This window comes from Acinetobacter sp. UBA2581 (genome assembly GCF_002339435.1).
Classification (GTDB): Bacteria; Pseudomonadota; Gammaproteobacteria; order Pseudomonadales; family Moraxellaceae; genus Acinetobacter; species Acinetobacter variabilis.
The window spans coordinates 1-14,087 of record NZ_DDLD01000094.1 but is presented as its reverse complement, the minus strand read 5'-3'; the positions used below and the strand labels follow the sequence as shown (position 1 = coordinate 14,087).

General features: G+C 41.6%; 16 protein-coding genes, 2 tRNA genes and 1 pseudogene. 11 read left to right on the top strand and 8 right to left on the bottom strand.

What is annotated here, in order from left to right:
• A pseudogene (locus tag B3Q46_RS12105) lies at positions 1–657 on the bottom strand (IS5 family transposase); the annotation flags it as partial.
• A 418-nt stretch (positions 658–1,075) separates the two neighbouring features.
• On the opposite strand from B3Q46_RS12105, the gene cysD reads away from it, so the two are divergent.
• The 6 genes from cysD to B3Q46_RS12075 all read left to right on the top strand — a co-directional run bounded on the left by cysD (position 1,076) and on the right by B3Q46_RS12075 (position 5,506).
• A complete protein-coding gene (cysD, locus tag B3Q46_RS12100; RefSeq protein WP_034170514.1) occupies positions 1,076–1,990 on the top strand; it encodes a sulfate adenylyltransferase subunit CysD in 915 nt (304 codons plus the stop codon).
• Between the two features lie 117 nt (positions 1,991–2,107).
• Positions 2,108–3,721, top strand: a complete 1,614-nt coding sequence (gene cysN / locus B3Q46_RS12095; RefSeq protein ID WP_286716018.1) for a sulfate adenylyltransferase subunit CysN — start codon at positions 2,108–2,110, stop codon at positions 3,719–3,721.
• 144 nt (positions 3,722–3,865) lie between these two features.
• Complete coding sequence (locus tag B3Q46_RS12090) at positions 3,866–4,132, top strand: hypothetical protein (RefSeq protein WP_208462620.1); 267 nt, start codon at positions 3,866–3,868, stop codon at positions 4,130–4,132.
• A gap of 255 nt (positions 4,133–4,387) precedes the next feature.
• The gene (locus B3Q46_RS12085) at positions 4,388–4,903 is read left to right on the top strand and encodes a PadR family transcriptional regulator (protein ID WP_208462414.1); all 516 of its coding nucleotides are present in this window, start codon (positions 4,388–4,390) and stop codon (positions 4,901–4,903) included.
• Between the two features lie 9 nt (positions 4,904–4,912).
• Entirely contained in the window at positions 4,913–5,224 is a 312-nt protein-coding gene (locus tag B3Q46_RS12080) for a DUF3861 domain-containing protein (RefSeq protein WP_208462415.1), read from the top strand.
• A gap of 69 nt (positions 5,225–5,293) precedes the next feature.
• Positions 5,294–5,506, top strand: a complete 213-nt coding sequence (locus tag B3Q46_RS12075; RefSeq protein WP_208462416.1) for a DUF2798 domain-containing protein — start codon at positions 5,294–5,296, stop codon at positions 5,504–5,506.
• A gap of 18 nt (positions 5,507–5,524) precedes the next feature.
• Here B3Q46_RS12075 and B3Q46_RS12070 read toward each other — a convergent pair whose 3' ends face one another.
• Positions 5,525–5,875, bottom strand: coding sequence for a thioredoxin family protein (locus B3Q46_RS12070; RefSeq protein ID WP_208462417.1), 351 nt, complete (start codon positions 5,873–5,875; stop codon positions 5,525–5,527).
• 24 nt (positions 5,876–5,899) lie between these two features.
• Positions 5,900–6,160 (bottom strand): GNAT family N-acetyltransferase, encoded by a 261-nt coding sequence (locus B3Q46_RS12065; protein WP_228301719.1) that lies wholly within the window; start codon positions 6,158–6,160, stop codon positions 5,900–5,902.
• A gap of 310 nt (positions 6,161–6,470) precedes the next feature.
• On the opposite strand from B3Q46_RS12065, the gene B3Q46_RS12060 reads away from it, so the two are divergent.
• The 3 genes from B3Q46_RS12060 (at position 6,471) to B3Q46_RS12050 (ending at position 8,946) form a co-directional block, all read left to right on the top strand.
• On the top strand, positions 6,471–7,463 hold the full coding sequence (locus B3Q46_RS12060) for an NAD(P)H-quinone oxidoreductase (protein ID WP_286716012.1): 993 nt from the start codon (positions 6,471–6,473) through the stop codon (positions 7,461–7,463).
• A gap of 237 nt (positions 7,464–7,700) precedes the next feature.
• Positions 7,701–7,901, top strand: coding sequence for a hypothetical protein (locus B3Q46_RS12055; RefSeq protein ID WP_005234661.1), 201 nt, complete (start codon positions 7,701–7,703; stop codon positions 7,899–7,901).
• Positions 7,902–8,040: 139 nt separating this feature from the next.
• Positions 8,041–8,946 (top strand): helix-turn-helix transcriptional regulator, encoded by a 906-nt coding sequence (locus B3Q46_RS12050; RefSeq protein ID WP_286716009.1) that lies wholly within the window; start codon positions 8,041–8,043, stop codon positions 8,944–8,946.
• Positions 8,947–9,077: 131 nt separating this feature from the next.
• Here B3Q46_RS12050 and B3Q46_RS12045 read toward each other — a convergent pair.
• Both B3Q46_RS12045 and B3Q46_RS12040 read right to left on the bottom strand, forming a co-directional pair.
• Positions 9,078–9,163: transfer RNA gene (locus tag B3Q46_RS12045), tRNA-Leu, on the bottom strand.
• A gap of 11 nt (positions 9,164–9,174) precedes the next feature.
• Positions 9,175–9,248: transfer RNA gene (locus B3Q46_RS12040), tRNA-Cys, on the bottom strand.
• A 153-nt stretch (positions 9,249–9,401) separates the two neighbouring features.
• Here B3Q46_RS12040 and folD point away from each other — a divergent pair.
• A complete protein-coding gene (gene folD / locus B3Q46_RS12035) occupies positions 9,402–10,250 on the top strand; it encodes a bifunctional methylenetetrahydrofolate dehydrogenase/methenyltetrahydrofolate cyclohydrolase FolD (protein WP_286716007.1) in 849 nt (282 codons plus the stop codon).
• 264 nt (positions 10,251–10,514) lie between these two features.
• Positions 10,515–11,183, top strand: coding sequence for a class I SAM-dependent methyltransferase (locus tag B3Q46_RS12030; RefSeq protein WP_286716005.1), 669 nt, complete (start codon positions 10,515–10,517; stop codon positions 11,181–11,183).
• A 56-nt stretch (positions 11,184–11,239) separates the two neighbouring features.
• Here B3Q46_RS12030 and B3Q46_RS12025 read toward each other — a convergent pair whose 3' ends face one another.
• The 3 genes from B3Q46_RS12025 to B3Q46_RS12015 form a co-directional block, all read right to left on the bottom strand.
• Entirely contained in the window at positions 11,240–11,665 is a 426-nt protein-coding gene (locus B3Q46_RS12025) for a hypothetical protein (protein ID WP_081402652.1), read from the bottom strand.
• Between the two features lie 133 nt (positions 11,666–11,798).
• The gene (locus tag B3Q46_RS12020) at positions 11,799–13,151 is read right to left on the bottom strand and encodes an MFS transporter (protein WP_414631444.1); all 1,353 of its coding nucleotides are present in this window, start codon (positions 13,149–13,151) and stop codon (positions 11,799–11,801) included.
• A gap of 355 nt (positions 13,152–13,506) precedes the next feature.
• A partial coding sequence (locus tag B3Q46_RS12015; protein WP_286716001.1) for a phosphoenolpyruvate carboxykinase domain-containing protein occupies positions 13,507–14,087 on the bottom strand: 581 nt, incomplete at its 5' end.

The following is a 14,087-nucleotide window of genomic DNA, read 5'->3' as shown; positions in this document are numbered from 1 at the left end:
GAAATGCTTCAATCTCGCAAAAGCATTTTCAACTAAATGTCTTAATTTATATATATTTATCAAATTCCTTATTTGATCTTTTACTGTTTGATCTCAATGGAATAATGGGAATCATATTCTTGTTTTTGGCACATATTCTAATGTGCTCAGCATCATACCCCTTGTCAGCAATGAGATAAGTTGCCTCGCCTACAATATCAATCAGTTGTTTTGCAACTTGACTGTCGTGGACGTCACCCCCAGTGATTTTAAAATCAATCGGTAATCCATTCGCGTCGGTTGCAAGATGTATTTTTGTTGTTCGTCCACCGCGTGATTGTCCAATTGCTCTTTCGAAACCATGCCGAGCTCCACTTGCATGTTGATGCACGCGTATGTAGCTTCCATCAATGAATACCCATTCCTGATCCAGAATGCCTCGTAATCTAAAAAAAATTTATCCCATAATCCCTTACTTGCCCAGCGATTAAAGCGATTGTAAGCAGTTTGCCAAGGGCAAAGTTCTTGAGGAATATCACGCCATGTCGCACCCGTACGTAGTTTCCATAAGATCGCTTCCATGATATTTCTACTATTCTTTGAACGGTAGCAACCATGTAATCGCATAGTATCTTGAATTTGGTGCCAGATATCATCGGTAAGAAGAGTACGTGCCATTGAAAATATAGAAATAAAAATAACTTAAAGGAGGATTTTAAGTATTTAAAACCAATTCTTCAAATGAGGACACGCCCTAAATCAAATTCGTTATAAGGCATACATAGTTTATAAATTGGAAGAACTAATCCTACTCTAATTTTTTTTCACCACGATGTGAACTGTCCGTTTAGATGATTAATATATCATTTCATTACTAAAAGTAATCTTCCAGAGTGCTTTGACTAAACAATCAATTGTCTTTATTTAGCTAAGCTATCAGATTCATAAAAACTGATAGTTGATATTAGTGAATTTTTATATGACGTTTTAATATATGAATATCACAAAACAAGCAATCGTTATGAGAAGTTAATCACTATAATGAATATAAATTTTATAAAGTGTAATAAGTACACGTGTAATACGCAGGTTGTCCATGTCATTAAATGAGGAAAGACTTACTCATCTTAAACAGCTTGAAGCTGAGAGTATTCACATCATTCGCGAAGTTGCTGCCGAGTTTGAAAATCCGGTTATGCTTTATTCAATCGGTAAAGATTCAGCAGTCATGCTGCATTTAGCACTGAAAGCGTTTTATCCTGCAAAACTTCCATTCCCGCTACTTCATGTAGATACCGGCTGGAAATTCAAAGACATGATCAAGTTCCGTGACAACATGGCCAAAGAACATGGCTTTGATCTGATCGTGCATCAGAACAAAGAAGGTCGTGATGCGGGCGTAAACCCATTTGACTATGGTAGCTCTAAATATACTGACATTATGAAAACCCAAGGCTTGAAACAGGCTTTGGATAAATATCAGTTTGATGCTGCTTTCGGTGGTGCACGTCGTGACGAAGAAAAATCACGTGCCAAAGAACGTGTTTATTCATTCCGTGACTCTAAACACCGTTGGGATCCGAAAAACCAGCGCCCAGAACTTTGGAACCTTTACAATGGTAAAGTGAACAAAGGCGAAAGTATTCGCGTATTCCCATTGTCTAACTGGACTGAGCTGGACATCTGGCAATATATCTATCTTGAAAATATCAAACTTGTTCCATTGTACTTAGCTGCTGAACGTCCAGTCGTTGAGCGTAATGGTACGCTGATTATGGTTGATGATGAGCGTATGCGCCTGAATCCAGGCGAAGTGCCACAAATGAAATCGGTTCGTTTCCGTACTTTAGGTTGTTACCCTCTGACTGGTGCAGTTGAATCAACTGCAACAACTTTACCGGAAATTATCCAGGAAATGCTTTTAGCGACCACATCTGAACGTCAAGGCCGTATGATCGACCATGATGAAGCAGGTTCGATGGAAAAGAAAAAGCAGGAAGGTTACTTCTAAGAGAAATCTCCCCCGGCCCCTCTTTTCCAAAGAGGGGAGAAAAAGTCTCCCTTAACAAAGGGAGATTTAGAGGGATTAAAAGAAACCGATTTCAACGTATTTGTGGAGCTATGAGCGATGTCTCACCAATCAGAACTTATTAGCCAAGACATTTTGGCTTATTTGAAACAGCACGAAAATAAAGACTTATTGCGTTTCCTGACCTGCGGTAACGTGGATGATGGTAAATCAACCCTGATCGGTCGTCTGCTTTATGATTCAAAACTGATTTATGAAGATCAGCTGCAAGCGGTTACCCGTGACTCTAAAAAAGTCGGTACGACTGGCGATGCACCTGACCTTGCACTTCTTGTAGATGGTCTGCAAGCTGAACGTGAGCAGGGTATTACAATCGATGTGGCTTACCGTTATTTCTCTACTGAAAAACGTAAGTTCATCATTGCCGACACCCCGGGACACGAGCAATATACCCGTAATATGGCGACAGGTGCGTCGACTGCGGATCTTGCCATCATCCTAATCGATGCGCGTTACGGTGTTCAGACTCAAACACGTCGTCACTCATTCATTGCGAGCCTGTTAGGTATTCGTAATATCGTGGTTGCAGTGAACAAGATGGACCTAGTTGAATTCTCTGAAGCACGCTTCAATGAAATTCAGGCTGAGTACAACAAGTTCGTGGATCAGTTGGGCGATCGTAAACCTGAAAATATTATTTTCACACCGATTTCTGCGTTGAACGGTGATAACGTTGTAAACAAATCACCAAATACGCCGTGGTACCAAGGTCAAACCTTAATGGAGACGTTGGAAACTGTAGAAATTACGCGTAATACCAGCAAAGATGAATTCCGTTTCCCAGTTCAGTATGTAAACCGTCCTAACCTCGACTTCCGTGGTTTCTGCGGTACCATCGCACTGGGTGAAGTGAAAGTTGGTGATGAAATTGTTGCGCTGCCATCTGGCAAGAAATCGACAGTAAAAGAAATCGTCACTTTTGATGGTAATCTGGATCATGCTGTAGCTGGTCAAGCTGTTACTTTAACACTGAACGATGAGATTGATATTTCACGTGGTAACGTGTTGGTAAAAGCGGGTGAACAACCACTGATTTCACGTTCTGCTCGCGCGTCTGTAGTGTGGATGAACGATCAGCCGCTTGTCGTTGGCAAACTTTATAATGTGAAGTTTGGTACTCAAACTATCCCTGCGAAAGTTGCGAAAATTAACTACCGTACCAATGTCAACACATTGGAAAAACTACAAGTAGAGCAGCTTGATCTGAATGCGATTGCTGATGTCACTATCGAATTTGATGCGCCAGTGGTATTTGACCGTTATCAAGACAGCCGTTACACAGGTTCATTCATCTTCATCGACCGTCTAAGCAACGTGACGGTTGGTGCGGGTATGGTTGAAGCTGCAGTGGAATGGACTGCACATAACGAGCCTGTTACTGCTGAAGCACGTGCTGCACGTTTAGGTCAAAAACCTGCTGCAGTCACTGTCACTGCTAAAGCGCTAGAAAATGCTCAAGCACTTGAAAGCCTGTTGATTCAACAAGGTGTGGTTGCAATTGCGAAAGCGGGTCTGACTGCTGAACAGGTTGCGCTTGTTCGTGAAACTGGTGTAGTAGTGATTACTGACCTTACAGAAAGTACAGATGTGACTTACACAGCCGATGCAGTTGAAGAACTGGCTGAGAAAATTGTGGAATTGGTTCGTCTATAAGGCTGGACTGATTTAAGAAAAACCCGCTGTAAGGCGGGTTTTTTATTGTCTGAATTTTGATTGTTTAAAAATCATTCGAATAATAAAAATGTGATCTTTCAATTTATTCGCTGCTTTATACAATGCTCTCAGATGGGGGAATGTATGAAAAAATTATTATTACTAATTGGGCTATGTGTAGCTTTTGGAGTAGAAGCCAAGCAGGGCAGCCAAAGTGCGGAAGCAATTAAACAGAAAATTATTAAAGAATCCATTGAGAGTTATCCGGGTAATTGTCCATGTCCTTACAATACAGCGCGTAATGGTAGTCGTTGCGGCAAGCGTAGTGCTTATAACCGTGCTGGTGGTTATGCACCGCTTTGCTATCCGGAAGATGTTAGTGATCGGATGGTGCGAGAATATAAAAGTTAAAATTTAAGTTGAGGCACTAAGATTATAAATCATCTATTTTTATACATTTAGATAAGACAGTAACTATACAAAAGGTTCCTAGTTAAAGTGTTGTAATCTCAACTGAGAAAATGGCTTTATAAGGAAGGATGTTTTTCACAAGTATTTCGTGCCTACTTTTCTTCTTAAATTTAACTTTTATTGCTTTACTTGAAATAAATTCAATATTATCTATAATAAGATATATCTTAATTAAATTTAAGATATATCTTTGTTATGTCTAAAACACCTCATTTTGTCTTAACAGAAGAACGAGAAAGTCCCGCAAAACCTCGTAAACGCCTCTTTGAAGCAGGTGAAATGAAACTGCTCGTGCTGCATTTTATTGCTCAAGCGCCTAAGTACAGCTATGACATTATCAAAGATGTTGCTGCTTTGGTTGGGGGGGACTATAAACCGAGTACAGGCACGATCTGCCCGACGATTAACTATCTTGAAGAACAGCAATATACCCAAGTAGTTATGAGTGCTGATGAGCGTAAGCAGTATCACATTACAGACAAAGGCCGTGAGCATCTTGAATATAGTCGGGAAACCCTAGAAAAAGTGCTTAGCCGTTTTGAAACCCGTCGCCGTATTCAAGAAGATGAACGCTATATCGATATCCATAATTCAATGGAAAACCTGAAAGCTTCATTACGATTCAAACTGCAAAATGAACTTCGTCCAGAGCAGCTCAGTGATATTGCTGCCCAGATTGAACAGGCTGCAATTAATATCCGTCAACTGTAGGAGCAGGACATGAAACAACATCAATATGAAGTGACTGTTAAACATCTGGCTGATGCTCAAGGTAATCCATCAACCTATACTGAGGAGCTACAGTTTCAGATGGGTAATCACGATGACATCTTTAAAATACTGGAAAAACTTCAAGCCAGTCAGTTGCTCGATTCGGAAAGCACCAAGGCATTTACTGTTGGTTTAAAACTGTTTAGTGAAGTCATGCTGGAAAATAAAGATTTGCCACTCTTCAAGGAATTCATGCCGCAATTTGCCCAGTTTATGAAATCCCTGAAACAGACAGTTAAAGTGCAAAGTGAAGGAAAGTAAGTAAGTATTCTAAAGGTCATTTATGAAAAAAATCTCCCAAAATTTCACCCAAAACATCTGAACTGGTTAATGCCCTTGATTCTTTCCGGCATTATGAGTGGCGCGATTTCCTGTTTTAACATGCTGCTGAATAAAGGCTGGAGCAATGCGTTTATCTCGCTATGGTTACATGCTTGGGGACTGTCATGGCTGGTGGCATTTCCACTGATTCTACTTGTCTTGCCGCTGGTACGTAAATTCCTGATACAGTTTGTGCAGATGCCAGATCAATCTGCTAAATAAAAGATTGAGCCGCTTGAATCAGTCGGAATCGGATGATTCATTTAGAACTTGAAATAAAATAGATTTCATTTCAGTTAGGCTTTTCACACCAGCAATACGGTAAATAATCTGTCCATTTTTAAAGATAAGAGTAGAAGGCAGGCCATAGACGTTATAGCGTAAGGTCAGAATCGGTGATTGATCAACATTGATCTTACCGAACTTAATTTCTGGCTTTTGCCCAGCATAATGCACTGCCAGTTTCTCAAAAACTGGAAAATTCTGTACACAGGGCTTGCACCAGTCAGCATAGAACCGGATCACAGCAAGGCCTTCAAACCATTCGAAGTCACTGTGATTATCTTCATTGTAGGTGATGACTGCTGACATGAATTTGCTCTCATCATTTCAAAATTAAGATTTAAACCAGCTCATAGTGAGTTCAGCCTGACCGGTATTCTCATCGATTCCTTGATTGATCATCTTAAAACCCTGCTTTTGGTAAAAATGAACTGCTGATGTATTTGCAGCATAGACATTTAAATGCAGCTGATTACATTGCTGTTTTAAGAAATTAACTAAACAGCGGCCATAGCCAGCACCTTGTTGCTCTGGATCAATGAAAAGCGCAGCTAAGACATTTTCCGATTTTAATAACGAAACAAAGCCAAGCACCGTATGATTTTCTTTAAGGACATAGTTTTCTGCTAAGGGTTAAATATACATCTCGCATTGGAAGCAGCTGATTTTCCCAATAACTAGTAGGAATAAAATCATGCGCCTTTAAAGAAGCCTGGAACCAGATTTCAAGAATAGCGTCGATATCCTCGGTTTTCGCTTTTGTAATTATTGTCATCAGTGGTCTTATATCAATTTACTAAATAGGCAGCTGATTATACATAAGTCCATGCTGCTTCAATCCATAGCATTTCTATGTTCAAATAAGTTCGAAAAATACGAAACGTGAATATTAGGGAAAGAATCCATGACGCAACATAGCATGCAACAAGTCATCATTACAGAACCGGGTGGTGTAGAGAAACTCGCTTATGAAACCGTTGCCATCCCTGAACCTAAAGCAGACGAAGTGCTAGTCAAGGTACATGCTTTCGGGATTAACCGTCCGGATATCTTGCAGCGTCAGGGCTTGTATCCAATGCCTAAGGGAGTGACTCCGGTACCGGGTCTGGAAGTTGCCGGTGAAGTGGTTGCAGTCGGAAGTGAAGTAAGTCAGTTTAAAGTAGGTGACAAAGTCTGTGGCCTGACCAATGGTGGTGGTTATGCAGAATATTGCGTTGTGCCAGAGAGCCAGGCTTTAAACATTCCTGAAGGCGTGAGCTTTGTACAGGCTGCGGCGATTCCAGAAACCTTTTTCACTGTATGGGCAAATGTGTTCCAGATGGGTAAGGCCAAGGTAGGAGAGACTGTACTGATTCATGGCGGAACTAGCGGGATTGGAACCACAGCCTTAATGCTGTGCAAATCATTAGGCATCAAAACCTTTGCGACAGCAGGCAGTGATGAAAAAATCCAGGCGATTTCACATCTGACCACAGGAATCAATTACAAGACCCAAGACTTTGAGCATGTCATCAATGAAGCTACGGATAATGCTGGTGTAGATGTGATTCTAGATATGGTGGGTGCACCGTACCTGGAGAAAAACCTGAATCTGCTGCGTCGTGATGGCCGTCTGGTGTATATCGCCTTCCTGGGGGGTGCTAAGGCTAAGGATGTAAAATTGGGTCAAATCATGATGAAACGTTTGACCATTACCGGCTCCACCATGCGTGCACGCAATACGGCTGAGAAAGCTGAAATTGCCCAAGGCCTGAAAGAGCATGTGACACCACTCTGGGCAAAAGGTGAGTGTTTACCGATGATCTATAAAACCTTCAAATTTGACCAGATTCAGGATGCGCATGCAACGATGGATACGGGTGAACATATTGGTAAGATTGTGGTGGAAATCATCTAATTATTCTTGTGATAGAAATACTAAAAGCCAACTTTTGTTGGCTTTTATTTTGCATAAAAAACGATAACTAATTTAAATTAATTGCTTGAAATAGGGATATAAATTTTAAAAAACGGTAAAAAGTGTCGGTTGTTCGACACAACCTGTCAAAACTGAGGAGTAAATTAGCGCTTAAATATAATCTGACTAAATTGTTTGGTATTAGATGAAATGTCACGTATTAAAAGGAAGTATATTATGAAGATAGTGTCGACCCCTTATACGCATGAACATGGCTTTCGTGCATTGAAGCGTTTGCATAAAGCAATTATCCGTAATCAGTTACTTCGTTCCGATTTACACAAGCTGTATCAAGCCATGTTGCATCTGGAACGCTATATGGAACGGCTGAGCCACTCAGCACCGAAACCTCAATACAAACGTCGTAAAAAATCCTAAAAAACACCTTGCCTATTAGCCTTAAGTTGAAGTGAATAACTCTAATCTCCTTTTTATTTGGCTGTATAATTTTCCCATAATTTAAAAATTCTAAGCAGATGATTCATTGTGCTGCACAAGCGGCACGAAGAGGGTATTTATGAAGGGCAATGCGTCAACGCATGAGCGCCTCGCAGACCGTTTGGCAAATATTTTAACCAAACTTAATATAGGGCATCAGTTGAGTGTACAGGAGCTGGCACGAGAATTTCAGGTCAGCACCCGTACCATTGAGCGTGATTTTGTTCGTCTGAATGCGTATTTGCCGCTCATACAGGATGAAAATACCAAACGCTATTATCTTGAGCCTTCATATTTAGGGCGTTTCAAGTTACAGGACATCCAGAATTTTGCACAATTGTCCGGAATCAGTGACTTGTATCCCGCACTGGATATGTCTTTTATTCGTGAATTGCTGGATGAGCGGGCAAATCAGGTATTTTCGGCAAAAGGCTATTATTTTGAAGATGCCAAACAGTTTGCCGAGCATTTCAAGCTGCTTGCAGGGGCGATCTATAAACGGCAGCAGATTGAGCTGCAATATTCCGATCAAGTACGGATCATCCAGCCATACCGATTGATTCATCATCATGGCATCTGGTATCTGGCCGGTGTCACTGAAGCTGAGCTTAAAACCTATCGTTTAAGTCAGTTGCAGGAAGTTAAACTGGTTTTTGAAAATGAAAGCTTTGAGCATGATCCTGAAGTTCTGAAAATGCTGGCAGATGAAGACAGCATCTGGTTTGGCCAGCAAAAACAGCAGGTTTTGATGAAGGTGCAACCTGAAGTCACGGTATTTTTTAAAGAGCGCCGTTTATTTCCGGAACAGCAGATCGAACAGGAATCAGAGTTTGGAGAATTGTTGATTAGTTGTCAGATTCGTCATGAAATGCAGTTGCTGCCACTGGTACGTTACTGGCTACCACATGTAAAGATCATTGAACCGATTCATTTTCAAGAAAAACTGGAACAGGATCTGGAAGGTTATTTACGCTCTGCTGGATAATATTTTGAAAGCAGAGCAGGTTGGTGAATACTAATAAGACTCTATTAAGAATTAGATTTAGCAAATTTCAGGCATAAAAAAACCAGCTTTCGCTGGGTTCTTTATTTACACCATCTTCAGTAGTAGAAGAATGGTGCCCGAGGCCAGACTCGAACTGGCACGCTTTGTGGGCGGGGGATTTTAAATCCCCTGTGTCTACCGATTTCACCACTCGGGCTTTAACAAGATTGGAGGCGGAGGTCGGAATCGAACCGGCGTCCACGGAGTTGCAGTCCGCTGCATGACCACTCTGCCACCCCGCCGCGTCTTGTTGATGCGTATATTATCAAGCTCTGAAAAAAAAACAATAGGATATTCATTTGTATGCGCATAAAAACAGCATATGGCGGAAAATATTCAGAATTATCATGTAGAATGTGCAAAATTGATTCATATCAACACTTGGGAGAAGTGCCGTGGTATTAGTTCTAGACGGTCGTGCATTGGCGAAGCAAATTGAAGCTGACTTGTTAACTCGCGTAGAAGCGCTAAAGGCAAAATCAGGTCGTACTCCAATTCTTGCGACTATTTTGGTGGGTGACGATGGCGCATCTGCAACTTATGTACGTATGAAAGGTAATGCTTGCCGCCGTGTTGGTATGGATTCATTAAAAGTTGAGCTTCCAAAAGAAACAACTACTGAAGAATTGCTGGCTGAAATTGAAAAGTTGAATGCAAATCCGGATGTTCACGGTATTCTGTTACAACATCCGGTTCCTGCACAAATTGATGAACGTGCTTGTTTCGATGCAATCTCGCTTGAAAAAGATGTAGATGGTGTGACTTGCCTAGGTTATGGTCGTATGGCGATGGGTGAAGCAGCTTACGGTTCCGCTACTCCTGCAGGTATTATGACCATCCTGAAAGAAAACAACATTGAAATCGCAGGTAAACATGCGGTAGTGGTTGGTCGTTCTGCGATTTTAGGTAAACCGATGGCAGCAATGTTACTTGAAGCGAATGCTACTGTGACCATTTGCCATTCACGTACTCAAAACCTGCCTGAATTTGTAAAACAGGCTGACATCATTGTAGGTGCAGTGGGTAAAGCTGAACTGATTCAAAAAGACTGGATCAAACCAGGTGCAGTGGTTGTTGATGCAGGTTTCCACCCTCGTGATGGCGGCGGTGTAGGCGATATTCAATTAGTCGGTATAGAAGAAATCGCTTCTGCTTATACCCCAGTTCCGGGTGGTGTAGGTCCTATGACGATTACAACTTTAATTCGTCAAACTGTAGAAGCTGCTGAGAAGGCTTTGGGTTAATTGAAATTTAATTAGTTACGGCGGAGTCGTATCGTCGTGACTATTAAGATGTAAGAAGTTCATTTGTTACTTTTGTTTCGGCAAAAGTAACCAAAACCATTTGTCATTCGCAGAACTCGTCATATTTCTTTTGCGTGGTTGATGTGTCGCAAAAACAGGACGAATTAGATTTCAGTCTGCCTCGAACAGCTGCGAATGACGTGGTCATGTATCCGATTAATGTATAAATTCCAATAAAGATATTTTCGCGTCAAGGCTTTCTTCATGAGCTGTACCTTCCAATTTCCTAAAGCCCCTGAGCATTTACTTCAAGCCTTACATCAAGTCATTCCCAATTGTGAACTAACGGCGCAACAAGTGCCGGAAACACCGATTTCACTCTGGCTGATTCCACCAGTTTTTCCGACAGACAAACTTGACGATGAAGTGATTCGCCGGATCTGGAATGATACGCCATACTGGATCTTCTGCTGGGCATCTGGACTGGCCATGGCACAATGGCTGCTGGTTGAACCGCATCATGTCAAAGACAAGGTAGTGCTGGATTTTGGTGCGGGTTCCGGTGTAGTTGCGATTGCTGCGAAAATGGCAGGAGCCAAGCGGGTGATCTGTTGCGATATCGATCAGGTCAGTCTGAATGCCTGTCGTGCCAATGCTGAGCTAAATGATGTTGAGCTGGAATATCTGGATGATCTCTATAAAACAGAACAGGTGGATATACTGCTAGCGGCTGACGTGCTTTATGATCAGTGTAACCGCTTCTTTCTGGATGAATTCCTGAAATTTGCACCCGAGGTCTGGGTTGCAGACAGCCGGGTTAAAAACTTTAGTCATCCACAATATCTCAAACTGGATGAACGCAGTGCAACCACCTGGCCAGATCTGGATGAATCACCCGAATTTCGCAATGTTAGCTTCTATCGAACCAAATAAAACACAAGAGTTAAAAAATAAAAAAGGGCATCAAGCCCTTTTTTTATGCTCTGTTTTTATGAGCAGGTATAACGAATCACACGTACAGTGGTAGGGCGGGCATCTAATGCCTCTCGGGCACCTGGATTTTCACTGTTATATAAATCAGGTGTATTACTCAAGCTGATCTGGGTACGACTATCCCCGAGTTGACGGCCATACTGAACCTGTTCTGGAGTTGGGTTAACTATTTCCTGACTATTGATAATCTGGATATTATAGTTTTTAGAGGTTCCAAGAACTTGTCTGCAAGCAGCTTGTAATCTGTTTTCATCCTGACTTGGTCGTCCTGCTAATGTGTAGCTTAAGGTCGCAGTATTTTCTGAACGTTCCAGGACTTCATATCCGGTCTGACCGTTAAATTGTTGAGGTGCCGTCTGACATGCTGTCAGGCCTAAAGTGCCGATAGTTAAGCCGAGTAAAAAAACTGTTTTTTTCATCATGATGATTTCCCGTATTTTTATCAGACAAGTATGCCATAGCAACGAAATAGCGGAATGGCAGTAAACATAAAATTCCAATAAAAAAGCTTTCCGAATGTTTCCATCCGGAAAGCTCCTAGAGCAATACAGCTACTTAGTCATCAGTAATCATGCTGTGCTTTTTAGTGTCTTTCATAAAGACATAAGTCAGCAGTGACAGGCCAATCATAACAGTAATGTAATAGAAGAAGTAGTTTTCATGGCCGGCATTTTTAAAGCTTAAAGCCACCAGTTCTGCTGTACCCCCAAATAGGGTGTTGGCAATCGCATAAGGCAAAGCTACGCCTAAGGCACGGATGTGGGCAGGGAATAGCTCAGCTTTTACTACGGCATTAATCGCTGTGTAACCAGTTACAATTACCATACCGCTCATACACAGCATGAATGCTGTAGTTGGGTTGGTAGTTGAGCCTAAGCCATTAAAAATAGGAATGGTAAAGAGTACACCAAGCACACCAAAAGCAATCATGATTGGCTTGCGGCCAATTTTGTCAGAGAGTGCACCCACAACTGGTTGCAATAACATGAATACAAAGATTGCAAGGGTAGTAATTTCAGTAGCAGTAGTTTTTTCAAAACCTGAAGTGTTCACCAGATATTTCTGCAAATAGGTAGTGAATGTGTTGAAAGCTAAAGTACCACCTGCAGTCAGCATGATCACGGTAAATGCCTGTTTTGGGTATTTAGTGAATAAAGCTAAGGCACCGGATTTAGGACCACCTTTTTTCGCCTGTTCAACGGCCTGTTTTGAAGATTGTGTTTCTACCAGACCGCGACGGATCCAGAACACTACAATTGCCAGGAATGCACCGATCAGGAAGGGAATGCGCCAGCCCCATTCAGTGAGTTGTGCTTCAGTCAAAGCGCGTTGTAGGAAAATCAGTACACACAGTGCCAATAGTTGACCTGAGATCAGGGTCACATACTGGAAGCTTGAGTAGAAACCACGGTGATTTTTACCTGCCATTTCGGTTAAGTAGGTGGCACTTGAACCGTATTCACCACCTACACTCAGACCTTGTAATAAACGAGCAAATAACAGCAGCGCAGGGGCGAGCATGCCCACTGAATCATAGGTGGGTGCACAGGCGATAATGAGGGAACCGACACACATCAAAGATACAGAAAGTGTTAAACCGGCTTTACGACCTTTGCGGTCAGCGTAAATTCCCATAATCCATGCGCCAATCGGACGCATCAAGAAACCAAGTGCGAATACAGCAGCAGCTTGAAGGAGCTTGACGGTATTGTCACCATCAGGGAAGAACTGTGAAGCGAAATATAAGGTAAAGGCTGCATAAACATACCAGTCGTACCATTCGACCAGGTTACCTGCAGAACCACCGAGAATAGATTTAACCCGTGTTTTACGGTCAAGCTGCGGTGTAGCAGCTTCAGGAAGTGGCTGATTCACAACATTGCTCCAAAGGAATGCTGTAAAACACATCTTTTTTAAATTTTCATTGCTATAAAATCTAAAAAGTTATGTTTTAGTGAGAGAGAAAGTGAGGAGATTTCATATACTTATACGCCTCCAAGTTTTCTGTTTTTATAGGACTTTAGTCTTAATAAGTAATGGAATTTTCAAATATTTTTATAAAACATAGATTTACCATTTGTTTAGAGTAATTGCTTGATTTTTATATTGGATTAACTGGTTAAATGATGTTCTTTGAGGAGATTAATAAACGGTGAATGTGGTTTTTATTTAGATGTAAAACAGATTAAAAGATTGGCTTTCACCTTTTCTTAAGATAATAAAAAGGGCCGCTTACGCGACCTTTTTAAAATTAAATCAGCAATTAAGCAGATTTAACCGCTTCAAGAAGTTCAGCTTGGCGTTTTTTCAACGCTTCTGGCAGACGATCACCTAATTTGTTGAACAATTCAGTGTGGCTTTCAAGTTCTTTGATCCATTGATCTTTGTCTTGAGAAGTTACCAGGTCAAACTGTTCTTTAGTGAAATCAGAACCAGTCCAGTTGAGCTGTTCGTAAGTAGGTACACGGCCGATTGGAGTTTCAACAGCATCAGCACGACCTTCACAACGATCGATGATCCACTCAAGAACACGCATGTTTTGACCGAAACCAGGCCATACGAAGTTGCCTTCAGCATCACGACGGAACCAGTTCACGTTGTAGATACCAGGAAGCTTGTTACCAGCAGCAGCAGCTTTCTCGCCAACTTTCTCACCCATTTCTAACCAGTGAGTGAAGTAGTCAGCCATGTTGTAGCCAGCAAATGGAAGCATCGCAAATGGGTCGCGACGAACGATACCTTGTTGACCAACAGCAGCAGCAGTTGTTTCAGAACCCATGGTGGCAGCTTTATAAACACCATCAACCCAGTCAAATGCTTCTGAAATTAGAGGCACTGTGTCTG

What these genes read in the sequence shown, in the direction of transcription:
- cysD (WP_034170514.1), top strand. Translation starts at nt 1,076, where the DNA reads ATGTCATTAAATGAGGAAAGACTTACTCATCTTAAACAGCTTGAAGCT.
- cysN (WP_286716018.1), top strand. Translation starts at nt 2,108, where the DNA reads ATGTCTCACCAATCAGAACTTATTAGCCAAGACATTTTGGCTTATTTG.
- B3Q46_RS12090 (WP_208462620.1), top strand. Translation starts at nt 3,866, where the DNA reads ATGAAAAAATTATTATTACTAATTGGGCTATGTGTAGCTTTTGGAGTA.
- B3Q46_RS12085 (WP_208462414.1), top strand. Translation starts at nt 4,388, where the DNA reads ATGTCTAAAACACCTCATTTTGTCTTAACAGAAGAACGAGAAAGTCCC.
- B3Q46_RS12080 (WP_208462415.1), top strand. Translation starts at nt 4,913, where the DNA reads ATGAAACAACATCAATATGAAGTGACTGTTAAACATCTGGCTGATGCT.
- B3Q46_RS12075 (WP_208462416.1), top strand. Translation starts at nt 5,294, where the DNA reads ATGCCCTTGATTCTTTCCGGCATTATGAGTGGCGCGATTTCCTGTTTT.
- B3Q46_RS12070 (WP_208462417.1), bottom strand. Translation starts at nt 5,875, where the DNA reads ATGTCAGCAGTCATCACCTACAATGAAGATAATCACAGTGACTTCGAA.
- B3Q46_RS12060 (WP_286716012.1), top strand. Translation starts at nt 6,471, where the DNA reads ATGACGCAACATAGCATGCAACAAGTCATCATTACAGAACCGGGTGGT.
- B3Q46_RS12055 (WP_005234661.1), top strand. Translation starts at nt 7,701, where the DNA reads ATGAAGATAGTGTCGACCCCTTATACGCATGAACATGGCTTTCGTGCA.
- B3Q46_RS12050 (WP_286716009.1), top strand. Translation starts at nt 8,041, where the DNA reads ATGAAGGGCAATGCGTCAACGCATGAGCGCCTCGCAGACCGTTTGGCA.
- B3Q46_RS12030 (WP_286716005.1), top strand. Translation starts at nt 10,515, where the DNA reads ATGAGCTGTACCTTCCAATTTCCTAAAGCCCCTGAGCATTTACTTCAA.
- B3Q46_RS12025 (WP_081402652.1), bottom strand. Translation starts at nt 11,665, where the DNA reads ATGATGAAAAAAACAGTTTTTTTACTCGGCTTAACTATCGGCACTTTA.
- B3Q46_RS12020 (WP_414631444.1), bottom strand. Translation starts at nt 13,151, where the DNA reads ATGTGTTTTACAGCATTCCTTTGGAGCAATGTTGTGAATCAGCCACTT.